A 24,699-nucleotide genomic window follows, 5' to 3' on the forward strand; every position below is an offset into this window, starting at 1 on the left:
ATAGATTTATTGATGGGTATGATTGCTTTTTTATTTTATCGGGAAGTAATTATGGATAGGTTATATTCTCTTGTTTTAATGCAGGGGGGAATAACATTTTTAGAATGTTAAAATAAAAAAAATAAAATTTTCATTTTGATTAGTCTGTTTGTGAGTTTGCTGTGTCTTTAATGTAATCACACCGTTAATGATGAACACTAAGCAAAGAAAAGCATACTTATTAAATCAATATATCAACAATGCCTGCACCCCGGAGGAGTTTGATGAGCTGATGCTGGCCATCAAAGCTTCGCCCAATAATGATGATTTTGATGAAGCACTGAAAGCCAATTGGGAAAGATCGGCACATTCGCCTGTTGAAAATAAATTAAAGTGGGCCGATATTTCCGCACGTATCAAAGAAAAAACGCCTAAACGTTATCATACACAAGTATGGTTAAAGTATGCCGCCTGTATTGCTCTGGCGCTCCTGATTTGTACCATCAGTTTTTATAAAAAAACAGATACCGGTATCCAGTATTTAACCGCTCAATCTTTGCCTGCTAAAACCAAAGTGATCATTTTAGCCGATGGCACCCATGTTACCCTGAACGCCAATAGCTCTTTACGTTATCCTGAAAAATTCAGCAACGGACAAAGAATTGTTTATTTAAAGGGAGAGGCTTATTTCGATGTGGTACATGATAGCAAGAAACCTTTTATCATCTACTCCGGAGCATTAAGAACACAGGTTTTGGGTACAACATTTACTGTTAGTGCTTACAATGAGCAAAAGCCCCAAAAAGTAACGGTTTTAACCGGCAAGGTTGGTGTTGTTGATGAAAGCAGCAAAGCCCATGCTTTACTTACACCAGGCTTATGTGCAATAACTGACCAAAAGAACCAAAGCTTAATAGTTAGCAGGATGGCCGATCCAACGGATGCTATAGCCTGGATGGATGATAAAATGATATTTGAGGACGCCACCCTAGCGGATGTGGCCGTTGCGTTAAGCAATAAATATGCAGTGAAGATAGAAATCAATAATCGGCGGATAGCCTCCAGGCATATTACAGCAATATTCCAGAATCAAAGCCTGCCTGATATTTTGAATGGAATTACCCGGCTTACGCATGCGCGGTACCATGTAGATAAAAGTGTATACACCTTATTTTAATAAACAGAATAATAACCGTTAAACCCGATTGCCTATAGAAATATACAACGACGACATAAAAAAGGTTGAATGTGATTCCAGCACATCCAACCCTACCGAGCCAAGGCTCAGATAATTCATAGCTCCCGCAAGGGCATTTAATTACTATAAATTTTCTTCAAATATATGACAAAAAAAATATTGTCCTCTAATCGGCTGCGTAAAGCTGTAAACAGGATAGTCATAATTACAGGTTTCCTATCTGTCTGTTTCTTCAAAACCAGCGCGGTTATCCACTCTATACAGGACCTGGACACTCCCATATCGCTAAAGGTGACAAACATGCCTGTAAAAAATGTACTAAAGCAAATAAATAAGGCCATTAAGCTGAGTTTTGTTTTTAGTAACGAAATAGTTACAGATCAAACGGTTACCATCGATGTAAAAAACGAAAAACTGAGCCTGGTATTATCCAAGATATTTGATCCCCTGGGCATGGAATATCAACTATCGGGCAATATGATCCTGATCGAAAAAAAGCAGACCTCAGCTATTCAGGTAATTCAAAAAAACCTGGCCCAGCAAGTGTCTGGCAGGGTTACTGATAATACCGGTCCGCTGCCCGGGGTAACCGTGCGGATTAAAGGAGCCACAATTGCAACCAGCACCAGCGCCGATGGAAGATATAGTATTAATGTACCCGATGGTAATACAGTGCTTATATTTTCATCAATAGGGTACCTGACCCAGGAAATTGTGGTTGGAAACCGTAAAACCATCGATGTTCGGCTGCAGGAAGAATCAAGTAAGCTCAATGAGGTGATTGTTACCGCTTTGGGTATATCGCGCCAGCGCAAAGCCCTGGCTTATTCTGTTACCGAAGTAAAGGGTGATGAATTTACACAGGCCCGCGAAAACAATGTGGCTAATGCGCTTACCGGTAAAGTTGCTGGTGTAAATGCCACTGGGCTGTCAACAGGCCCGGGTGGGTCAAGCAGGGTTATTATCCGTGGTAATGGCTCTTTGGGAGGCGGCAATCAGCCCCTGTATGTAATTAACGGAATGCCGCTGGAGAACTCGGTGCCTGGTGGCAGTGCCACAACCAATGGCAGTGCCGGTAACGTTGACCGCGGCGATGGTATCGCCGGGATCAACCCCGATGATATTGAATCTATCAGCGTACTAAAAGGTGGTACAGCGGCTGCGCTTTATGGCGCAAGAGCTGCTAACGGTGTTATATTAATTACCACCAAAAAAGGTCGCGCGCAAAAAGGTATCGGCGTTGATTATAATTCCTCTTATACTATGGAAACCCCCGCAGTTTTTCCCGACTGGCAATATGAATATGGGCAGGGCGATAACGGTGTAAAGCCAACTACACAAGGCGAGGCTATCCAAACAGGCCGCCGCTCTTTCGGGGCAAAGATAGATGGCTCACCATACGTTGCTGCGGATGGATTGACACACCCCTATAGTGCGCAGAAAGATAATATCAAAAACTTTTATCAAACCGGCTCTACATTTACCAATACGCTGGCTTTTACCGGCGGTACCGAAGCTATTAATTACCGTTTCTCCGCTTCGGATCTTAATAGTAAAAGTATACTCCCTAATACGGATTATAACCGTAAAACCGGCAACCTGAGCCTTAACAGTAAGTTGGGCAAACGAATCAACCTGGAGGCGCTGGCACAGTACAACGTTGAAAACGCGCATAACAGAGCTACTGCAGGCGATGCTTTAGGAAATCCCAACTGGACACCTTATATGATTGCCAATACGGCCGATATAAGGTGGTTAAAACCCGGTTATGATGCCAACGGTAATGAAATTGCCTGGAACGATGCCTCTATTGCATCAAACAGCTACTTTGTGGTTAACAAGTTTAAGGAAAATGACATCAAGAACAGGTTCATCGGGCAGGCGGGCCTTACCTACGAGATTGTTAAAAACCTATCCTTAAAAGGCGTGGTAAGCCGCGACTTTTATTCCTACAATTACAAATATATCCTGCCTACAGGTACCTTGTATGTCCCCAACGGGCAGTACAGCGAACTGAAAGTTGACGCTTCCGAAACTAACGGATTATTAACACTTAACTACAATGGCAAAGTAACCAAGGATTTTGCTTTAACAGCCTTTGTTGGCGGCAATCAGCAGCGTTCTGTTTATAATGAAAGCAACATCACGGGTAGCAATTATATCATTCCTTATTTCTACAGTTCAACTAATCTTTCAACCATTTCAACTACGCCCACCAATAACAAAACAGCCATCAATTCATTAATGGGATCGGCTGATATTGCTTACAAGAATTTTGCTTATCTAACCGTAACCGGTCGCCAGGATTGGTTTTCAACACTGAGCCCAAAGAATAATAGTCTTTTTTATCCTTCGGTTGGTGGTAGCTTTGTACTTTCGGAGGCATTTAAGTTGCCGCAGGTGATCAGCTATGCCAAACTACGGGCTTCCTATGCACAGGTGGGTGGTGGTGCACCAAGTCCATACCAGATCAATCAGGCATTTATTATGGTGCCAAGTTCAGGTCAGCCCATACAAAATGTTTCCAGTACAACCATTTCCAATTCAACGCTTCGTCCATATACGTCCACCACAACAGAAGGAGGTATTGAGGCACGCTTGTTTAACAACCGGTTAAGTTTTGATGTGACCCTGTATAACCGTAAAACCACCAATGATATTGTTTCAACAGCTATCTCTGGAACCACAGGCTACAACAACGTGGTCTTAAATGTAGGCGAGCTGAGCAACAAAGGTATTGAGGTGTTACTCAGCGGCTCCCCTGTAAAAGCCGGCAGTTTTAGCTGGAATACCAGTTATAACTTTGCTTATAACAAAAATGAAGTGGTAAGGCTGGCCGCGGGTCTTAATCAAATCCAGATGGCCTCATCGGTTAATGGTTGGGCATATATTAACAATATAGTTGGCCAGTCATATGGTTCAATAGTAGGCACCCGTATCCTGAAAAATGCTAATGGTCAAACCGTATTTAATGCTACTACCGGTTTACCTGTTGCCACAGGCCTGCAAACCCTGGGCAAGGGCGTTGCACCGATAACCATGGGTTGGTCTAATGACTTTCGCTACAAGCGGTTCTCCTTAAATGTACTGCTTGACGGTAAGTTCGGCAATAAGATATTCTCATTAATGGAGGTTTATGGTACCCGTTTAGGTTTAATGAAAACAACCTTGCCGGGCAGAGAAAACGGTTTGCAATTGAGCGGTGTTGACCAGGCCGGTAACCCATATTCCAGAACAGTACCTGTATCAAACCTGCGCAGTTATTATGACAATTATAAGTCCTACTCAGAATTGTTTTTGCACGATGGTGGCTTTGTAAAACTTCGTCAGGTTATATTCAGCTATAACATTCCGGCCGATCTCCTGAAAGCTATCAACGTTCAAAACGCCTCTGTATCATTTGTTGCGCGTAACCTGCTAACTATTTATAAGCAAACGGACAATTTCGACCCGGAATCGAGCTTTACCAATGGCTCCAGTCAGGGTTTCGAATCATTCGGTCTGCCCAGAACAAGAAGCTATGGATTAAATCTCATGGTTAAATTTTAATTCAGAAAAACCACCATTATGAAAAAATATTTTATTCCCAGATTGATAGTCTTACTATCGATAGTCTGTATTGGCTTGCAAGGGTGCGACAAAAATTTTGAGGCGATCAATACCAATCCCAACTCATCTGCTAACCCTACACCTGCTTTTGTATTTACCAAAGCCGTATTAGATGGAGCCGGCGATGTTCAGGTGCTACTGCAAGGTACCATGCAGTATACCACTAGTTATAATGATGTGGCCGGATTTGGCGCCAAGTACGTGCTGAGCCAGAGCTCACAGTCATGGGTAGTGTTTAACACTGCTTATCCTAAAGAGATTAACGAGATAAGCCAGGTAATTACGTCGGTTAAAAGCAATCCGGATCAAGTTAATTTGTTGTCTGCAGCCAGGATATGGCGTGCTTACTGCTTTAGCCGCATTACAGATCTGTACGGTGATATTCCATATTCTCAGGCAGGCAAAGGATATACCGATGCTATTTACATGCCTGCATATGATGAACAGAAAAATATTTATGCCGATATGTTAAAAGAACTGGACGAGGCCGCCGCAGCTTTTAATGCCGCTAAACCAACATTTGGCGCCGCAGACCTGATTTATAACGGCGATGTAACTAAATGGAAAAAGTTTGCCTACTCCCTGATGTTGCGCTGCGCTATGCGCATGACCAAAGTAGATATTGCCGGTGCCGAAACATGGGCACGCAAAGCCATCGCCGGTGGTGTGATCACTGCTGATGCAGATATAGCTAAAGTAAACGGTTATGTTTCTGCCGGGCAGGATATCAACAAAAACCCACTTGCCCTCAATATGCTTAACGCTGATTATATAGGCGCAAATGGTACCAGTAACCCCGAAGGCGGCAAATACCAGGATGTGTTTATTAACTATTTGAAAACCAATAAAGACCCCCGACTGGCGGCCGTTTCTGTGGTTTGGTTAAACAAAGTTGCCGATACCACAGCTGCGATACAAAAAGGAATGTCATCAAGCCTGAGCGCTAAACCTGCTGATGCTGTATTCGTAACTTATTCAGAACCTAATCCCAATACTATTTTACAGCTCAATAGTCCATACCTGTTACTCACCAATGCCGAAACCAACTTTTTACTGGCCGAAGCTGCCTTACGTGGCTGGTATACTACCTCCAGTGCCAGTACTTTATATGAAAACGGCATCAGTGCTTCGATGCGGCAATGGGCGCTGTTTGGGGCACAAGGGGTAATCAGCACTAATCAAATCCAAACTTACCTGAGTTATCACCGGTTAAATACCACTGCTTCGTTTAACGCACAGATGGAGCAAATCTATACGCAATTCTGGGTGGGGGTATTTCCTAATTCGCAGGAAGTATTTGCCAGTTACAGGCGTACAGGTTACCCGGCATTGGTGCCTAATAACTACGTAGGCAACGCTACAGGAGGTAAAATATTCCGGCGGATGCTTTATCCAACTACCGAGCAAAATTTAAATACAGCTAATTATAACGCAGCCATCGCACGCCAGGGTCCTGATGAATTCCTGACCCGTATGTGGTGGGATCGCCCTTAATACCAGGCGTCATTCAATTTTAAATTATACATAACCTAAAAAATAACATAACCATGGAAAGAAGATCGATCTTAAAAAAACTGCTGGCTTCGGCGGCAGGTATTTCACTATTTGGCTTTGCAAAAGCCGGAGTTGTAAACAATGATGAAAAAGAAGTGAATAACATTACCACACATCAGGATGTACCCCTGTTTTCGGGCTCAACCAAACTGGGCAATATGATTTTTATAGCGGGTAAAGGTGCCCATGTGGAACCTTTCGAGATCAAGGCACACACCGAAATCGTATTGCAGGAGCTGGAGAAAGAGCTCAAAAAAGCGGGCTCATCAATGGAAAAGGTTTTAAAAGTCAGCGTTTTTCTGAATGATATTGCCGATTACCAGGGCATGAATGATGTTTACAAGGGCCGGTTTGGTAAAAATCCGCCGGTACGCACAACCGTAGCTGTTGCCAAGGGTGGTGTACCAGGAAACTCTCTGGTTGAAATGGATTGCATCGCTTACATATAATCATGTCAGTATATGAAACGCAGAGATATTTTAAAAGGCCTCACTATACTCCCTTTAACCAGTGGATTGATAGGGAGAGCGGCGGCTTTACATACGACACCTACATCAAAACCTGCACCTAAACGCGATTTTTTTAAGGAACTTGATGTTACCCCGGTTATAAATGCCGGGGTAACCATGACCTTTTTATCGGGTTCGCTGATGTTGCCGGAGGTATTGGATGCTATCAATTCCACCTCGCATGATTTTGCCAACATGTATGAGCTGCAGGATAAGGTAGGAGGTAAAATAGCCGAAATGCTGCATGTAGAAGCGGCCATGGTAACTTCAGGTGCATCATGCGCTATAGTCTTAGGTACCGCAGCGGCTATAACGGGCACCGATCAATCGAAAATAAAGCAACTTCCCAATTTACCCGGAGCACGACCAGAGGTGATTATGCAGAAAACGCACCGCTACCTGTTTGACCAGGCCGTAAGTACCACAGGTGCCAGAATTGTTGAGGTTGATGGACCTGAGGGCATGGAAAACGCCATCAACAGCAACACGGTAATGGCCCTGTTCTTTAATGCCAGCGAAAAGAAAAGCAGTATTACCCATGAAGAGTTTGTACGGATCGCTAAGAAACATAACATCCCTACATTTATTGATGCTGCAGCAGACGTGCCACCGGTGGAGAATTTGTTTAAGTTTCAAAAGATAGGCTTTGATCTGGTCACCTTTTCGGGTGGTAAAATGATTCACGGGCCACAGAGCGCTGGTTTATTATTTGGCAGGAAGGATCTGATCACCGCGGCCAGACTCAACCATAGCCCCAATGAGGCACCGATAGGCAGACCCATGAAAGTGAACAAGGAGGAAATGTTTGGCATGTACGCGGCACTAAAAGCGTACCTGGAAAAAGACCATCATAAAGAATGGGACGACTGGCTGCAGCGGGCAAAGCGCATAGGTAATACGTTGGAAACAGTTTCGACGGTAAAAACCGAGGTGGTTGTAAACCCTGGTCCGGCGAATGCTTTTCCGAGCCTGTATGTAAGCTGGGATCAAACCAAAGTAAGAACCAACCCTAAGGATGTACTGGCCGCTCTAAAAAGCGGCACGCCAAGTATAGTTGCCAACAGGCATGATGACGCCTTGGTTATTGGAGTGGTGCTGTTAAGGCCCGACCAGATTGATGTAGTTGCCAATCGGGTAAAGGCTATTTTACAACAGGCGGTTTAAGCTGATTTACAATTATGTATTGCTTTACGGAGTAGGTATTTCTGCTCTGACAGGATAACTATTGCCCCAGGTTTCCTGCATTATTTAAATTAAAAATGATTTGAAATGCAAAAAAGAATATTCCTGGTAATAGCGGCCATGGGCCTGGCTATTACAACATTACAAGCACAGTCCTATAACGTGGTTATCAAAGGAGGCCATGTGATGGACCCTAAAAACAACATTGATGAAGAAATGGATATAGCGGTAAAAGATGGCAAAATAGCGCTGGTAGCTAAAAACATCAACCCCAAACTGGGATTGCAGGTGGTTGACGCTACCGGCATGTATGTTACGCCAGGACTCATCGATATCCACACCCACAATTTTTATGGTACGGAGCCCGATCATCAGTATGAAAACGGTAACCTGGCTTTACCGCCGGATGGTTTTACCTTTCGCAATGGTGTTACTACCGTAGTGGATGCCGGCAGTTCGGGCTGGCGAACTTTTCCAACTTTCAAGGCCCAAACTATTGATCAATCGCAAACGCGGGTATTGGCTTTTATCAATATTGTGGGCGAAGGTATGCGTGCTGGTTACGAGCAAAACGCCAACGATATGGACTCTAAAATGGCGGCGCTGGTTGCCCGCCGTTACCGGAACATTGTGGTTGGTTTTAAAGTGGCGCACTATGAAGGTCATGAATGGACACCGGTTGATCATGCCGTAGAAGCTGGCAACATGGCTGGCGGCCTGCCGGTAATGATAGATTTTGGCGGCAGTAATCCGCCATTGTCTATCGAAGAACTGTTTATGAAGCACCTGCGCCCCGGCGATATTTTTACCCACTGTTTTGGGCAGCTGGATAGCAGGGAGTATATTGTCGACCTTGCCACTCAGAAAATAAAGCCCTTTGTATGGGAGGCCCGCAAGCGCGGTATTTATTTTGATGTGGGCTATGGCGGTATCAGTTTTACCTTTTCGCAGGCTATCCCAGCAGCCAAAGAGGGCTTTTTCCCAAATTCCATCAGTACGGATATCCATACCGGCAGCATGAACAATGCCATGAAGGATATGCTCACTACGATGTCTAAATTCCTGAATATCGGGATGGATCTTTATGAAGTGATACGGGTGAGCACCTCCAATCCGGCCAAAGAAATTAAGCATGAAGAACTGGGCAACCTTTCTGTAGGCTCAGATGCCGATATTGCTATTTTAAGTATCAGGAAAGGTAAATTTGGTTTGTTTGACTATACCGGGTATAAAATTACTGCCGATAAAAAGCTGGAATGTGAAATGACCGTTAGGGCCGGTAGGATAGTATATGACCTGAACGGCATCGCTACACCGATCGAAGCTCCAAGAATACCCAATAACAAGTCACTTGCCAGAGTTCAATAACCAATGATAAACCTATAAACAAATGAGAAACATTTTTAAGATCTGCTTTGCTGTATTATTGTTTTACGCCGGCGGAGCGAGGGCGCAAACCATATCGAAAGAACAACTGATATTTTATACCTCTGAATGGAAAGGTGAGCGTTTTGAAGATGGCCGCCCCAAAATACCTGATGATCTGCTGGAACGGGCTAAACACATCGGTATTGAAGAAGCCTGGACCGTATTACGTAACGAAGGGTATAACAACCAATTTGAGGGTAATTGGAAATTGGTGAACGATGATGTACCCGTAATTGGCCGCGTGGTGACCGCCATGTTTATGCCCAGTAGACCTGATATCGAAAAAAATATCAAAGCACAGGGTGCAAAGGATGGCAGGAAAGGTAATACCAACGCCTGGCCAATTGATGTGCTCAAAAAAGGTGATGTATATGTAGCCGATGGCTTTGGTAAAATAAGAGGTGGCACCCTCATAGGTGATAACCTGGGTAATTCCATATTCAATAAATCGGGCAATGGGGTGATTTTTGATGGCTCTGCCCGCGATTTGCAGGGTTTGAAGAGTATTCCCGGGTTCAATGCCTTTGTTCGTGATTTTGATCCGTCCTACCTGGAAGAGATGGTATTGATGGGTTTGAATACCCCCATCAGAATAGGACATGCTATCGTATTGCCAGGTGATCTGGTTATTTCTGAAAAGGAAGGTGTGCTGTTTATTCCGGCTCATTTGGCCGAGAAAGTTGTAGCCACGTCCGAATTTATTGCCTTGCGTGACGATTTTGGACACGCCATGCTTAAATCAGGTACCTATAGTACAGGAGAAATTGACAGCCAATGGCCACCAGCCATCCGCGAAGCGTTTTTGAAATGGCTTGATCAAAGCGGGAGCAAAGTGAAAATGACGCGTGCCCAGCTGGATGCCTTTATGGAGAAAAGAACCTGGTAAAAAACACCTTAAACCGTAATCAATTGAATAGTTTTAATATCTATAAAATAATGGCAGGCTTATCGGTGATATGCCTGCTTATTTCGGCCATGCTTTTTTTTCAGGAAAACATGGAGGAAACGGGCCCTTTTCTGATCGCTTTTTTCGTAACGCTGGCCATTTCATTCCGGGGCTTTAAACAGCTCAAAGGGTTTTCTTATACGCTCATCATATTTGCGGCGGTTACTACTGCTTTATATTATCCGCAGCATTTTATACAGATAGGCGGGTTTAAGCTGGCCGCACTCATCACGCCGCTCATACAGCTTATTATGTTTGGTATGGGGACGTCTATGAGTATAAAAGACTTTGCCGGTGTTATCAAAATGCCCAAAGGAGTATTCATAGGTGTATTCAGCCATTTTTTGATCATGCCTACGCTTGGTTTTACCTTGGCTAAACTAAGCGGTTTTCCGCCCGAAATAGCGGCGGGCATTATCCTCATCGGTTGCTCGCCAAATGGTATGGCTTCTAACGTGATATCATACCTGGCAAAAGCTAATTTAGCTTTGTCAATCACTATCACTGCGGTTTCAACTATGCTGGCGCCGTTTTTTACTCCTATGCTCATGAAGTTTTTGGGCGGTACCTTTATCCATATAGATATGTATAAGATGATGTGGGATATTACCAAAATGGTGATACTGCCTATAGGCGCGGGTATTTTGTTTAATAAATACTTGCTCAAACGAGCTAAATGGCTGGAGTATGCCATGCCCATGGTGTCCATGTTCGGCATAGCTTTCATCATTGTGATCATTACTGCAGCGGGCAGGACTAGTTTGCTTAACATCGGCTTTATGTTGGTTTTGTTGGTGCTGATCCATAACCTGATGGGATATACGCTCGGTTACTGGGCTGGCCGTTTATTTAAAATGGATGAGCGCGACTGCCGTACTATGGCTATAGAGGTGGGGATGCAAAATGGTGGCCTGGCATCCGGATTAGCAAAAGAGATGGGAAAAATAGCTACCGTTGGTTTAGCCCCGGCTGTGTTTGGCCCCTTGATGAATATTACCGGCTCTTTATTGGCAAATTACTGGCACCGTAAACCAATTCTCAATCCGGAAGTTAAAGAGATAAAAACGATTACCTGAGTTTGAATTTATTCTGAAAGTATATCAAAAAACCTTAGTCATTTTAACAGATTTAAGAATTAAAGGCCTGTAAAGTATACTTTGCAGGCCTTTTTGAGATATGAAAATATATTTTGGGCAATATTATTATTGTTGTTAAATAAAAGGCGCTGTTTTGCTGCTCTCGATTGTTAAAGTCTCTCTTATAAAGCCTTATCTATAGTTTTTATAGATAAATCATTTGTTAAAAATATTGCTTGTTATATAATATTGATTATTTGGTAATATTCTGTATTTATATTGTTAACATTTTTAGTGTTTTTGATCATTTGTTTAAAATTTGTTAACTTTTTGTTGTTGTGCTAACAATGCTTGCATAATATCACGGCGATAGTTTTATGGTGCTAAATCAAAATCGCATTATGAAACAAAGTTTACTCAAAATTTCAAAGTGGTTACTTAGTATTGCAGTTTGCATATTTACTTACAGTAACCTTCAAGCACAAACCTTAACGATAAGGGGTATCGTTTTAGATGATTCCAATCAACCATTGCCGGGCGTGAGCGTAGGCATAAAAGACACCAAACAAGGTACAGCTACAAGTGAGGGCGGCCGTTTTACAATCTCTGTTAGCAAAGGTCAAATATTGGTATTCCGTACCGTTGGCTTCGCTACTCAAGAGGTAGTGATAGGTAATGAAACTAATATTTCCGTTTCCTTAAAAGCCGATACTCGTTCATTAACAGAAGTGGTAGTAACCGCCCTTGGTGTTAAAAAAGAAATACAACGACTCGGTTATTCAACAACACAAATAAAAGGTAGTGATATGACTACTGCCCGCGACGCCAACCCGCTTAATTCATTAGCCGGTAAGGTTGCCGGTTTAAATATAGGTGCCAGTGCCGAGTTTTTTGGCGCACCAACGGTAGTTCTGCGCGGAAGTAAGGATATATTATATGTGGTTGACGGAGTTCCGGTAAACTCAGATACCTATAATTTTAGCGCTGATGATATTGACACATATAACGTATTAAAAGGACCAAATGCTGCCGCCCTTTATGGTTTTAGGGGTATTAATGGCGCTATCATCATAACCACTAAAAAAGGCACAAAAGATAAAAAAGGCTGGTCAATTGATTTTAACAGCACGAATGAATTAGAAAAAGGATTTATTGTTTTGCCACAAGCACAGGTTGAGTACGGTCGTGGTACCAATTATGTATATAATTATGGTAACCAGTTATACGATTATAACCAACGCTTACCAGAATGGGGCCCTCGTTTTGAAGGACAGCCTATCCAACAATATGATAGTCCGTACAATCCTGTTACCAACGTCAGGACACCTACGCCGTGGTTAGCACGGGGAGCCAACAACTTTGAAAACTTTGTTCAAACAGGCGTAACAAGTACCAATAACCTGGCATTGGCTGCAAGTGGTTCAAACTACGATATCAGGATGTCCTATACGCATACTTATGCGGGTGGTTTGTTTCCCAATACTAAATTAAACCTTGACAACTTTAACATAAGCGCGGCATACGATGTAACGCCTAAATTGAGGGTTGAAGGAAATGTAAATACCAACATACAATATTCACCCAACATACCGGATGTAAGTTATGGTCCTAATAGCTACTCTTACATGTTTAAGGTTTATGGTTCAGCTGATTATGATATCAATGACCTGAAAGATATTTACAAAGGGCCGCAGGGTGTTCCGAATCTGGTTCAATATGCTCAGGAATACGGTCGTTTAAACAGCCCCTGGTTTATGGCCGAAAAATGGCTGCGTGGCCGTAATAAAACCGATGTATACGGTTCATTAAAGGCAACTTATAAATTCACAGATGATTTAAGTTTGAGTTTACGCACACAGTTAGATACTTATAATGAGCTAAATACTGAGCAAGTTCCTGCTTCTACCAACTTAAACCAATATACTACCTGGTGGTACGCCGGCTGGTATGGTGATTATAGACAGGATCAAAGAAAATCGTTAGAAAACAATACCGATCTTAACTTAACCTACAGCAAAAGTTTAAAAGGCTGGAATATTGGTGGATTATTGGGTGCCAGCGAACGCTCATTCACTTACAATTCATTCTGGGGAAGTACCAAAGATCTTTCTATTCCTAACGTATATAACTTGAATAACTCCATAAACCAGGGTTTCAATTATAATTTTGATTCAAAAATGCAGGTTTATAGCGGTTATTATTCATTTGATGTGGGTTACAAAAATTACATCAACCTGAACACTACCGGCCGTGTAGATAAACTTTCTACCTTGCCTTCAGGTCATGATACTTATTTTTATCCTTCAGTATCTTTAAGTACAGTTGTGTCAGATTATGTGACATTACCGCAAGCTATTTCTTTTTTCAAAGTCCGGGCATCATTTGCCGATGTTAAGGGTGGTTTAACAGCTACTACCATCGGTTCGGCTTACCAGGCTGTAACCGGGATATCAACTACCACACTGTTAGGTTACGGAACAGAGTTAATTACGCCATACAATGGGCCAACTTATCAAAACTCAAGCCCAATATCTCCATCAACATTTTATAACAGTACACCGTCTGTAACGCTTTCAAATACTATTGCTAACTCCGCTATTAAACCTTATGATGTTAAATCATATGAAGGCGGTATCGACTTAAAGTTTTTACAAAACAGATTAGGATTGGATGCGACTGCATTTTATACTACCAACGGTCCTAACATTTTCCAGTTACCTGTAGCCCCGTCTACAACTTTTACATCACAAATTGTAAATGGTGTAACAACGGTTAAAAAAGGTTTTGAAATCCAATTAAATGGTTCTCCTTTAAGAAGCGCTTCGGGTCTTAACTGGGATGTTAACGTAAACTATTCAACCTATAAAGAAACCTTAAAATCTATTTACGGTAACGAATCATTATTACAAAACGGCCACGTTTACAAAGTAGGTGAAAGATTGGATGCCATATACGGAACTAAATTTGTAAGGGATGGAAACGGAAATATTGTAAATAGCGGCGGCTTACCTTTAGGTGCCGGTGGCGGTGTTGCTCAAAACGGTTTGCTAGGTTACGCCAATCCCGATTTCTCTTTCGGTATAACCAACCGTTTTAGTTATAAAAATGTCACTTTCAGCTTCCAGTTTGATGGCAGGATAGGTGGCAAAATTTATGACAGAACTTATTATCAATCAAATAATGGCGGTACATCAATTGAAAGTGCCAGCGGTGCTTATGGGGTTGCCCGTTTAGCCGACTGGAATGCGGTAAAAGCTACCGGTAAGTTAGGTAATAACGGTGCCGGATCATACATAGGACAGGGTGTGAAACTGGTTAGCGGAACCCCCAAATTTGCCAACGGACAGATCACTAATATGAGTGAATTGACTTTTGCACCCAACGATGTACCTACATCTGTTCAAAGCTATATTTCAAGTGGTATAAGCAGCAATTTTGATGAATACTATATGATTAGCCGTACCTACGCCAAGTTGCGCGAAGTTACCTTAGGTTATAATTTACCGGCTAAATGGTTGCGTGGATCATTCGTGAAAAAGGCATCATTTGCTTTAGTAGGCAGAAACCTGTTATACTTTGCTGCGCGTAAAGATATAGACCTTGATCAATATGCTGCCGGTTATAACGCGTCTGACAGAACATTGGTGGGTGGTGCCGGCAGTGTGGATCTTCAAAGCCAGACAGCCCGTCGTTTCGGATTCAACATTAATGCAAGCTTCTAATCAATTCATTAGATAAAAAGATATTTTTATGAAAATAAGATCAATAATTGCCACAGCCTTAGTTTTATTAACCGGCCTGGCGTCTTTTACCGGTTGCCAGAAAGGCGATCTGGTTAATAACCCAAACGTAGCGAATGCAGGATCATTAACTCCTCTGCCTTTATTATTAAATCACCTTACCGCAACTCTGATCAAATCAAGCGAATTTCCTTTTGCCGATGCTAATAAATATGATCAGTACGATATAGCGAACTATGCTTACTACCGCGGAACCAATAATTATAGCACAGGTTTTACTAATACAATTGACAGCTATGATATTTTTAAGTACGCTCTTGCTTTACAACAACAGTCAATTACCCAGCTAAATAGTAAAACAAACGTGTATTATGCTATCGGCCAGTTTTTTGAAGCTTACGCGGGAATCTGGTTAACTCAAAGGGTAGGTGATATCCCGTTTTCAAGTGTAAACGGCAGTACTACTAATTTAACACCTAAGTATGATACCCAACACGATGTCTACAAAGCCTGTTTATTATTGCTTGATAGCGCTAATAATACGATCAATAATTTATATTCGTCGCCAAACCCTACTTATAAGTTAACACCATCAGCGTTGTTGAGCCCAACCGGAGATATTTTTGGGTTAACAAATCAACAATGGCAAAAGGTAATCAATACGTATAAACTAAGGGTTTTAATCAGCTTAAGCAAACGTGCTGTTGATAATGCAGATTTGAATGTTATCCCCCAATTTACAACGATTATCAATAACCCGGCCCAATATCCTATTATGACCGGCAACGTAGATAACCTGGTTTATAAGTTTAACACGGCATCAAACCCGTACTCATTATTTACATTAGGCTTTAACCCGTATAACAACTTTGCCAACGTAGGATCTACCTATCTTAACATTACTACGGCAACAAAAGATCCGAGAACATTTGTTGTAGCATCTCCGGCTCCTGCGCAAATTACAGCCGGTAAATCTTTAAGCGATTTTACTGCCTATGTTGGTGCTGATCCTGATTTAGCACAGTCTGATCTTTTAGCAAGAGCATCCGCAGGTCCTGATAATACCAATAATGCCTATTCCTTTTCAAATTTTAATCGTTACTATGTAGATAAATCTGGTGCAACCCAGGAGCCATTTGTATTTATCGGCTATCCTGAAATGTGCTTTAGCATTGCAGAGGCCATAAACCGCGGATGGATCAGTGGAGCCTCGGCTACCTGGTATACTAATGGTATTAATGCATCACTTGCTTTATACGGCATAACTGATGGCAAGGCACTAACTATCAATTATCCTGTAAAAGTGGGTACTAATGCCCAGGGAAATGTTTGGGGTACAGTTACCGCCGATGTTGCCACTTTTTTAACTACCGTAAAATATAAAGGTGATAATGCCGATGGCCTTGCACAAATATTGACGCAAAAATATGTTGCCTTAAATAACAACTCCGGATGGGAAGGTTATTATAATTATCGCCGAACCGGGATCCCTGCTTTTGCACAGGGTGGGGTAGGTATAGGAACACCTAATAATTTAATTCCACGCAGGTTTTTATATCCTCAAAATGAGGTTACTTACAATGCAGCTAACAACCAGGCTGCCGTTTCATCGCAATTTGGCGGTACCGACGATATCAGCAAGGATACCTGGTTAACTAAGTAAAAATAATTTTTTAAATGCAGCAGGGGAGACGCAAGCTCCCCTGCTTTTTCAATTTATATTATCATGAAAAAATATTTTTTATCGATCATCTTCATGGGTGTTTTATCTGTATCGCAGGCGCAAGTAGCAGATAGTGTTAAAAGGCATGTCGTTTTACAGGGGGCTTCTAATTTTCGCGATCTGGGCGGATATACTACAGCCGACGGGCATCATGTAAAATGGGGACAAATATACCGTAGCGCCGATATGAGTAAATTAACAGATGCTGATCTGGCTGTTTTAAAAGAACGGAAGATTACCTATGATGTTGACCTTAGAGGAACCCAGGAATCGGCACAGGCACCTGATCGTATTAACCCGGGTACAGATTATATCCTAAGTCCAGCAGGCAGCGATAATATGGACTGGATAAAAACTATAACTAAGCTAAAAGGCAATCAGGGCGACTCTGTGATGAATATGTATTACGGCAATACCCGATTTTTGGCCGAGCGTTATAAAATATTTTTTGATAAACTGCTTAAACTGCCAAATGATAATAGCCTGGTATTTCATTGCACCGCAGGTAAAGATCGTACGGGTATAGGAGCAGCCCTGTTGTTATACAGTTTGGGTGTGCCTTATGACACGATAGTAGATGATTATCTGGCCTCGAATTACTATCGCCGTGCTGATAACGTTAAAATGGTAAATCAGATGGTAAAATACGCGCATATTGATGAAGAGGTAGCTAAAAATATGGCAGGTGTAAAAAAAGAATTCCTGGATACCACTTTTAAGGCTATAACCAGTCAATATGGCTCTGTTGATAATTTCTTAAAAACGCAAATTGGCCTTGATGATCAAAAGATAGGATTACTAAAAAAGAAATTTTTAGAATAAGCAAACTGGTTTAACCAATATGAATATAAGAAATATAACAACCTGTTTTTTGCTGCTATCATCGGCTGTTACCGGGCTTAAAGCACAACAAGCTGATCTGGTATTACTAAACGGAAAGGTTATCACACTGCAGCACAAAGGCGACCGCTCACAAGCTGTCGCTATTAAGGGCGGTAATATAATAGCCGTTGGTACCAATGCCGCTATAAAAAAATATATTGGCACGCATACACAAACTGTGCAGCTGAATGGCCAAACAGTTATACCCGGATTTAATGATGTGCACCAGCATCCGGCGCCCGTTTACGCATTTGAAGAACCTTATGCTACACTGGAGCTTGATACGGTTAGCTCTATGAAAAACCTGATCAGTTTGCTTAAGAGGAAGGCTGCTATTACGCCAAAAGGAATGCTGATACGCGGTGTGGGGTATAATGAAACTCAATTAGGCGGTCAACCCATCAGAGATAGTTTGGATAAAGCTTCAACAGAACATCCTATCATTATAAGCCATGTAAGCGGTCATCTTTCGGCTGCTAATTCCTTTTTGATGAATATCAATGGTATAGATGAAAGCACCAAAGACCCTGCCGGTGGAGCTTTTGAACGATATAAAGGTTCTGATAAACCTGATGGTATTTGCAAAGAAGCAGCAGCAGGGTATTTGCACCATTCCAAAAATATTCAATATCCACCTCAGCCAACTCCCGAACAGGAAATGGCCGGTTACCGTTTATATTTTAACAAAGTACTTGCCAGTGGCTTAACCAGTATTGGTGATGCATGGACTACACCCGAAAAGGTGGGTGTTTACCGTAAGCTTGTAGCCGAGGGTTTCCCGATGCGTTTTAACCTGATTATAGGGTTTGATTACCTGGATCAGGTATTGAGCGGCAAAATACCACAGATGAATACCGACTATTTGCGGATATCAACCATCAAGGTTTTTCATGGCAATTCCTTAAGTGGCAAAACCTGCTGGCTATATCAGCCTTATGATATGATAAACCCGATTACCGGAAAAAAAGATTATTATGGTATACCACCCGCCCGTAGTCAGGCTGGTTTGGATAGTTTGTTTTTTACGATCCACCATGCCGGCTGGCAGATAGCTTGTCACTCCAATGGCGACAGGGAGATAGATATGGTAATCTCCGCGATTGAAAATGCGCAGAAGATTGATCCGCGCCCCGATCCGCGCCACCGGATAGAACATTGCAGCCTTACCAACCAGGGTATACTTGACCATATTAAAAAAGATGGCATCATACCTGTTTTCCATTGTTATATGTATGAGCTTGGCGAAAAAATGCAGGTTTATGGCCCTGAACGAATAAGTATGCTGCACCCTACTAAAACAGCAATGGATATGGGAATTATTTATGCTTTGCATTCAGATGCACCAATATCTCCTTATCCGGCCATGATACGGCTTGGAAGCGCTGTTACCCGCAAAACAAAAGAAGGGGTTGTTATTGGTGCTAATCAACGTATTGATGCGGAAGACGCCATCAAAGCATACACTTATGGTGGTGCTTATACTACTTTTGAGGAAAACAAAAAGGGAAAAATACAGAGCGGGCAATTTGCTGATCTGGTAGTGCTTGACGCCGATCCTACAGCTATAAATCCGGATAAAATTCGTGATATTAAAGTAAATATGACTTTGGTTGGAGGTAAGATCGTTTACAAACGCTAATCTATTGGTGAATTTAAATAATGACGGGGTAGATTGCCGGGGCATTCCTAACAAAAAAACAGAATATGAATTTGAGTCTGGATATTTTAAAAAATAATAACCGGCTTTTTCACATAAGTGAACGAGCCGGTATAAACGAATTTAAACCCAGGCTTTCCCCTTCATATTTTGCCGGAATAACCGGAGATGTGGTCTTTGCCATAACTGAAAACCTATTACATAATTATTTACTTCCTAGGGATTGCCCGAGGGTAACTTATTATGCATCAGAAAAAACAACACCTGCCGATATCGATAAATTTATGGGTAATACAACTGCAGGTCATATGATAATAGTAGAATCGAGCTGGTACGAGGTTATTGCATCCACTACTTTATTTTGTTATGAACTTCCAACCGAAACTTTTTCTTTGATAGATGAATGTGCAGGTTATTACATATCGTATCAGCCGGTTATTCCTTTAGCAGTAAGGCCGGTAGTAAATATTATTCCAGCCATACTTAGCCGTAACATTGAATTACGTTTCGCGCCCTCGTTAACCGAAATTGCGAGGGCTGTAAGCTTATCCAGCCTTAATTTCTCGCTTATCAGGATGCGTAATGCCCAACATTAACTGTATACAGAATAATTTTATAATCTATTTTCTGCGCGCTGTCCGGGTAGCTTTTTAAGTAATAATAAAAATTAAAAATTTGTTAACACAAATATAATACGCAGTAAGTGAACAAATATTAAACATTGTTTAGTTTTGGTAAACAGTGTTTGTATCGTTTAAATGCAATTTCAACCTAACTCCAAACGTCTGCAAAAAGTGTTTGCAAATCCCGCCTGGTCATTGATCGCGGCATTTGGTACCTATTTTTGTATGTATGGATACCGAAAACCTTATACGGCGGCAGCTTTTGCCGATGTTGGTTTATGGGGCTTAAGTTATAAGTTCGGAATGATCATTGCCCAAACGATAGGCTATGTGTTGGCGAAATGGATAGGTATCAAATTCGTTTCGGAAATTAAGCCAGAAAAACGCATCGGAGCAATCCTTACGCTGATTGGATTTGCAGAGGTTATGCTGCTGTTTTTTGCTATGATACCACGTCCCTGGAATTTGGCATGTATGTTATTGAATGGTCTTCCACTAGGGGTAATATTTGGTTTGGTACTGAGCTTTTTAGAAGGGCGCAAGCAAACAGAGTTTCTGATTGCCGGGCTTTGTGCAAGTTTTATTTTGTCAGATGGCGTATCCAAGTCGGTAGGAGCCTTGTTATTAACGGTTGGTGTTGGTGAAAACTGGATGCCGTTTGTTGCTGGTCTGGTATTTTTGTTGCCCCTGCTATTGTTTATCACTATGCTGGCCTGTGTGCCACGACCAACTATTGCCGATGTTAACACCCGTTCGGCAAGGGACCCAATGACGGCTACCGATCGTTGGTACTTTTTTAATAAATACGCGCCAGGTTTAATAGCCATTGTAGCTATTTATCTGTTTGTTACTTTGTTGCGTAGTGTAAGAGCAGATTTTGCCGTTGAGCTATGGGAAGGTTTGGGTTATCATCAAACGCCTGCCTTGTTTACCCAATCGGAGCTGTTTGTTTTATTAGGTGTTATCGTTATTACTGGTTTTGCTGTTTTAATCCCCGATCATTACAAAGCCTTCCAGTTTTCCTTACTTACCAGTTTAACAGGCTTTGTGGTTTTGCTTGCCTCTGTATTAGGTTTACAGAGCGGACTTGGTAAATTCCCTTTCATTGTACTGATTGGTCTTGGTGTTTATATGCCCTATGTAGCAGTTCATGCTGTTGTATTTGAACGCCTTATTGCTATCACCAGGGAGCGGGCAAATGTTGGATTTTTAATGTACATAGTCGATTCTGTTGGCTATACAGGTTACATTGGTTTGATGTTCCTGAGATACCTGGTACCTTCTAATTATTCCATATTATCTATCTTTTTAAAGATCTGCGTTTATCTTGGAATAGCTGGTGTGCTGATCATTACATTTTGTTACTTATATTTTAAAACCAAACTAAAAACAAATGAAGAACGAGTTAACCAGCTTTCCATCGGGCAAAGCAGCAATATTTAACGGTACCGGTATCCCGTTTGAATTTATTGAAAAGGATGTGCCTCAGCTTAAAGATGGTGAAATCCTGGTTAAAAATCTGTATACAACGCTGTGTGGCAGTGATATTCATACCTATTGCGGACACAGAATTGAACCGGCACAGGTAGTTTTAGGACATGAAATTGTAGGCGAAATATTGAGCATGAGTGAGGCCGATATTGTTAATGATTTCAGAGGTGAACCCATAAAAGTAGGCGACAGGATAACATGGTCTATTTTTGCTGTGCCTGCAGGTATAGAAGCACCAAGGCCCGATATGCCTCAAAAAAGTGATCATTTGTACAAATATGGGCATACACTCGCTTCAGAAAATAATATATTCAGTGGCGGACTGGCTGATTATTGTGTACTGCAGCCTAACACTGCTTTTATTAAAATTTCTTCTTCTGTACCTGTTAAAGTAGCGGCAACTATAAGTTGTGCGCACTCAACAGTTATGGGTGCATTGCGTGTAGCGGAACAAATTGAAAACAAAAGAGTGATTGTTTTTGGTGCTGGCTTACTTGGGCTGTCATGCGTAGCTATGTGTAAAGAAGCAGGAGCTCAATGGATCGGTTTAATTGACAATGATCAAGCCCGGTTGCAATGGGGAAGTAAATTTGGCGCGGATGAGGCTTATCTCTCCATAACTGAAGACCACGCCGGCGATTTACCCTGGCCGGAAGCTGATGTGGTTTTTGACATGACCGGAAATCCCGGAGCAATGAAAATAGGTATTGATTCCTTAGCGCTTGGAGGATGTGCGGTTTGGATTGGTGCTGTTTTTCCGGCAAAGCCGGTGCAGGTTGATGCACAAAAAATAGTTCGTAAACTATTGCAGATCCGTGGCTTGCATAATTATAATTATGATGATTTTGTAAATGCTACCAGGTTTATCGAAGATAATTACTCGAAATATCCTTTTGAAGATTTGATAGAAAAAGAATATTCACTGAATGATATTGAAGCAGCTTTCAAATATGCCAGTGAAAGCAAACCGGTAAGGGTGGGTATTAAAATAAGTTAAATGATCACTATATTTTTTCTTTTCACAATTAATTAGATAACAATGAATAGTACAATTAAAATGGTTGTTTTTGATATGGCCGGTACAGTAGTAAACGAAGACAATGTTGTTTATAAAACGCTGCAAAAAGCCATAAATGAAGCAGGATATAATTTCACTTTAGATGAAGTATTAGCACAAGGAGCAGGTAAAGAAAAATTACAGGCTATCAAAAGCATTTTAAGTGTTTATGCCAAAAATGATGATGAGGCACTTGCCGATAGCATTTTTACAAATTTCATGGCTCAGCTTAAAGATGCTTATGCTGAATTGAATGTTTTACCACAGGATAACGCAGCTGAATTGTTTGCGGCCTTAAAAGAAAGGAAAATACTGACAGTATTTAACACTGGCTACAATAGAGCAACGGCTCAATCACTTGTTGATAAATTGGGCTGGAAAAAGGGCGTTGAATTTGATAGTCTGGTAACTGCTACAGACGTATCTGAAAACAGGCCTAATCCTGATATGATATTATTTGCAATGCAGCAGTTTGGAATTACAAACGGTAATGAAGTTGTTAAGGTGGGTGATTCTATTATTGACATTGAAGAAGGCAGGAATGCAGGCTGTATCTACAGCATTGGTATCACTACCGGTGCACATACATTTGAACAGTTACAATCAGCTAAGCCAGATTATATAATTGGTAACCTTCTGGAGCTGTTGCCTGTTTTAGATGATCATATATCGAAATAAGCTATTCAACATTACCAAGTTGTGCAGTGGGCTGATTCAGTATAACTGAAGAGCCCACTGTTTTTGGTATAGCCTCCATCTTTTTTCTGTAAAAGTAAATATAGGACAAGCTTATCCCTGCCATACCAATAATGCTTACCAGGCCTGCGCCGTGCACAAAGAAATTACCCCATGATAAATGGGTATGACCAAATTGTTTGAATAGCAAGATACAAACGCTGCCCAGGTATCCTGTAGAATCGGCCAGATAGATCATAAAACCTACATTACTCTTGTATTTAAATGTGGCGATTAACCGCTCGAAGAAAATAATAGAATAAGGCACATAAGCCAGGTACAGTCCCAAGGTAACTATATACATATAAGCCAAGCCATGGATCGTTCCGCCAATAAATGCCCATGCACTAATACCTATAAGCAAAAATCCAAAACCTATACTACTGTGGGCAAGTGTAAATGCCTTGAAATTTTGCTTTACTAATATAATGAGCGACATCAATATCAATACAACGATAGAAATGGGGATATCAACTTGACTATAGATGGCCGGGTTGTTTTTATAACCAAAATCTGACCAGATCTCTACCTCAAAATTATCCCTGAAATCGCGCATTACAGTCAGCAAAACATAAATGGAGATATTAAAGACCAGGCCGGGCAGAAAATAGTTTACAAAAGCTTTGCGTTCTCCGGCTGTCATAGGCAAGCGCTTGGTTCTTTGTTTGATATCCTCTGCCGTTGGCGGAGGTACCTGCTCTAGCAGATAAACAAAAAACAAAAGGGGTAATACAAATAAAGCCCCTACCATAAATGGCATCCATTTTTCGGATATGTGCCCATGGGCCATCATAAAACGTCCGATGGTTTTAATAACTCCAGATGAGAAAATGAAGCTGGTGCATAAAACAGCGCCAATAAATTCTGCGCTTTTTCTTCCTTCTATGTAGGTGAAAATTAGTCCCCAGATAAGTCCTAAAGGTATTCCATTAATGAATAGACAAATGATATTATATGGGGCCGGAATGATGGCAAAACCAAACATCGCGAACCAGGCTATCAGCAATAAAACAATAATGGCCCTGGCTCTGCCTTTTGGTTGTATTTCTGAAATAAATTTAATGCCGATGAATTTACTCAACGCATAACCGGCAACCTGTGCCATCACCAACCACACCTTAAAATCGATCCCCAATAATGGCGATTCCAGATAAGTGCCCGCTGTGAAACCTTTACGAAATGCATAAGTACATACGTAAATACAAAACGTAGCCATTGCGCATAATACCGCAGTATAGGCCTGTGGCAGTTGCGTGAACTTAGTTTTAATCGGGCTTGTTTTTTTCATAGCGTTATTTTATTGACGGGTG

17 protein-coding genes are annotated in these 24,699 nt (G+C 41.6%); 16 read left to right on the forward strand and 1 reads right to left on the reverse strand.

Features of this window, described 5'->3' with window-relative positions; translation table 11 throughout:
• The first annotated feature begins 187 nt into the window (after nt 1-187).
• From G7092_RS00965 to G7092_RS01040, 16 genes are all read left to right on the forward strand, one after another.
• Nucleotides 188-1,156 (forward strand): FecR family protein, encoded by a 969-nt coding sequence (locus G7092_RS00965; protein WP_166085286.1) that lies wholly within the window; start codon nt 188-190, stop codon nt 1,154-1,156.
• Between the two features lie 165 nt (nt 1,157-1,321).
• On the forward strand, nt 1,322-4,726 hold the full coding sequence (locus G7092_RS00970) for a SusC/RagA family TonB-linked outer membrane protein (protein ID WP_166085288.1): 3,405 nt from the start codon (nt 1,322-1,324) through the stop codon (nt 4,724-4,726).
• An 18-nt stretch (nt 4,727-4,744) separates the two neighbouring features.
• Nucleotides 4,745-6,280 (forward strand): SusD/RagB family nutrient-binding outer membrane lipoprotein, encoded by a 1,536-nt coding sequence (locus G7092_RS00975; RefSeq protein WP_166085290.1) that lies wholly within the window; start codon nt 4,745-4,747, stop codon nt 6,278-6,280.
• A gap of 53 nt (nt 6,281-6,333) precedes the next feature.
• Nucleotides 6,334-6,789 carry a RidA family protein gene (locus tag G7092_RS00980; protein ID WP_166085292.1) on the forward strand — a complete coding sequence of 152 codons (456 nt, stop codon included), beginning with the start codon at nt 6,334-6,336 and terminating at the stop codon, nt 6,787-6,789.
• Between the two features lie 12 nt (nt 6,790-6,801).
• Complete coding sequence (locus tag G7092_RS00985) at nt 6,802-8,013, forward strand: aminotransferase class V-fold PLP-dependent enzyme (RefSeq protein ID WP_166085294.1); 1,212 nt, start codon at nt 6,802-6,804, stop codon at nt 8,011-8,013.
• 105 nt (nt 8,014-8,118) lie between these two features.
• Nucleotides 8,119-9,399 (forward strand): amidohydrolase/deacetylase family metallohydrolase, encoded by a 1,281-nt coding sequence (locus G7092_RS00990; protein ID WP_166085296.1) that lies wholly within the window; start codon nt 8,119-8,121, stop codon nt 9,397-9,399.
• Nucleotides 9,400-9,421: 22 nt separating this feature from the next.
• Nucleotides 9,422-10,345: an RraA family protein gene (locus G7092_RS00995; RefSeq protein ID WP_166085298.1), complete on the forward strand. Its 924-nt coding sequence runs from the start codon at nt 9,422-9,424 to the stop codon at nt 10,343-10,345.
• A gap of 50 nt (nt 10,346-10,395) precedes the next feature.
• Nucleotides 10,396-11,481: a bile acid:sodium symporter family protein gene (locus tag G7092_RS01000; protein ID WP_166085300.1), complete on the forward strand. Its 1,086-nt coding sequence runs from the start codon at nt 10,396-10,398 to the stop codon at nt 11,479-11,481.
• Nucleotides 11,482-11,882: 401 nt separating this feature from the next.
• Entirely contained in the window at nt 11,883-15,203 is a 3,321-nt protein-coding gene (locus G7092_RS01005; protein WP_166085302.1) for a SusC/RagA family TonB-linked outer membrane protein, read from the forward strand.
• A 28-nt stretch (nt 15,204-15,231) separates the two neighbouring features.
• Entirely contained in the window at nt 15,232-16,884 is a 1,653-nt protein-coding gene (locus G7092_RS01010; RefSeq protein WP_166085304.1) for a SusD/RagB family nutrient-binding outer membrane lipoprotein, read from the forward strand.
• 63 nt (nt 16,885-16,947) lie between these two features.
• A complete protein-coding gene (locus G7092_RS01015) occupies nt 16,948-17,766 on the forward strand; it encodes a tyrosine-protein phosphatase (RefSeq protein ID WP_166085306.1) in 819 nt (272 codons plus the stop codon).
• A 19-nt stretch (nt 17,767-17,785) separates the two neighbouring features.
• Entirely contained in the window at nt 17,786-19,465 is a 1,680-nt protein-coding gene (locus G7092_RS01020) for an amidohydrolase (RefSeq protein WP_166085308.1), read from the forward strand.
• A gap of 65 nt (nt 19,466-19,530) precedes the next feature.
• The gene (locus tag G7092_RS01025) at nt 19,531-20,079 is read left to right on the forward strand and encodes a DUF6886 family protein (protein WP_166085310.1); all 549 of its coding nucleotides are present in this window, start codon (nt 19,531-19,533) and stop codon (nt 20,077-20,079) included.
• A 162-nt stretch (nt 20,080-20,241) separates the two neighbouring features.
• On the forward strand, nt 20,242-21,549 hold the full coding sequence (locus G7092_RS01030) for a DUF5690 family protein (RefSeq protein WP_166085312.1): 1,308 nt from the start codon (nt 20,242-20,244) through the stop codon (nt 21,547-21,549).
• A complete protein-coding gene (locus G7092_RS01035; RefSeq protein WP_166085315.1) occupies nt 21,500-22,594 on the forward strand; it encodes a zinc-binding dehydrogenase in 1,095 nt (364 codons plus the stop codon). The genes G7092_RS01030 and G7092_RS01035 overlap by 50 nt, the downstream gene beginning before the upstream one ends.
• 42 nt (nt 22,595-22,636) lie before the next feature.
• Nucleotides 22,637-23,332 (forward strand): HAD-IA family hydrolase, encoded by a 696-nt coding sequence (locus G7092_RS01040; RefSeq protein ID WP_166085317.1) that lies wholly within the window; start codon nt 22,637-22,639, stop codon nt 23,330-23,332.
• Between the two features lies 1 nt (nt 23,333).
• Here G7092_RS01040 and G7092_RS01045 read toward each other — a convergent pair whose 3' ends face one another.
• Nucleotides 23,334-24,677 carry a DUF5690 family protein gene (locus tag G7092_RS01045; RefSeq protein WP_166085319.1) on the reverse strand — a complete coding sequence of 448 codons (1,344 nt, stop codon included), beginning with the start codon at nt 24,675-24,677 and terminating at the stop codon, nt 23,334-23,336.
• Nucleotides 24,678-24,699: the final 22 nt, after the last annotated feature.

Source organism: Mucilaginibacter inviolabilis, from assembly GCF_011089895.1.
Classification (GTDB): Bacteria; Bacteroidota; Bacteroidia; order Sphingobacteriales; family Sphingobacteriaceae; genus Mucilaginibacter; species Mucilaginibacter inviolabilis.

Coding starts and splice junctions, on each gene's coding strand:
- G7092_RS00965 (WP_166085286.1), top strand. CDS start 188: ATGATGAACACTAAGCAAAGAAAAGCATACTTATTAAATCAATATATC.
- G7092_RS00970 (WP_166085288.1), top strand. CDS start 1,322: ATGACAAAAAAAATATTGTCCTCTAATCGGCTGCGTAAAGCTGTAAAC.
- G7092_RS00975 (WP_166085290.1), top strand. CDS start 4,745: ATGAAAAAATATTTTATTCCCAGATTGATAGTCTTACTATCGATAGTC.
- G7092_RS00980 (WP_166085292.1), top strand. CDS start 6,334: ATGGAAAGAAGATCGATCTTAAAAAAACTGCTGGCTTCGGCGGCAGGT.
- G7092_RS00985 (WP_166085294.1), top strand. CDS start 6,802: ATGAAACGCAGAGATATTTTAAAAGGCCTCACTATACTCCCTTTAACC.
- G7092_RS00990 (WP_166085296.1), top strand. CDS start 8,119: ATGCAAAAAAGAATATTCCTGGTAATAGCGGCCATGGGCCTGGCTATT.
- G7092_RS00995 (WP_166085298.1), top strand. CDS start 9,422: ATGAGAAACATTTTTAAGATCTGCTTTGCTGTATTATTGTTTTACGCC.
- G7092_RS01000 (WP_166085300.1), top strand. CDS start 10,396: ATGGCAGGCTTATCGGTGATATGCCTGCTTATTTCGGCCATGCTTTTT.
- G7092_RS01005 (WP_166085302.1), top strand. CDS start 11,883: ATGAAACAAAGTTTACTCAAAATTTCAAAGTGGTTACTTAGTATTGCA.
- G7092_RS01010 (WP_166085304.1), top strand. CDS start 15,232: ATGAAAATAAGATCAATAATTGCCACAGCCTTAGTTTTATTAACCGGC.
- G7092_RS01015 (WP_166085306.1), top strand. CDS start 16,948: ATGAAAAAATATTTTTTATCGATCATCTTCATGGGTGTTTTATCTGTA.
- G7092_RS01020 (WP_166085308.1), top strand. CDS start 17,786: ATGAATATAAGAAATATAACAACCTGTTTTTTGCTGCTATCATCGGCT.
- G7092_RS01025 (WP_166085310.1), top strand. CDS start 19,531: ATGAATTTGAGTCTGGATATTTTAAAAAATAATAACCGGCTTTTTCAC.
- G7092_RS01030 (WP_166085312.1), top strand. CDS start 20,242: ATGCAATTTCAACCTAACTCCAAACGTCTGCAAAAAGTGTTTGCAAAT.
- G7092_RS01035 (WP_166085315.1), top strand. CDS start 21,500: ATGAAGAACGAGTTAACCAGCTTTCCATCGGGCAAAGCAGCAATATTT.
- G7092_RS01040 (WP_166085317.1), top strand. CDS start 22,637: ATGAATAGTACAATTAAAATGGTTGTTTTTGATATGGCCGGTACAGTA.
- G7092_RS01045 (WP_166085319.1), bottom strand. CDS start 24,677: ATGAAAAAAACAAGCCCGATTAAAACTAAGTTCACGCAACTGCCACAG.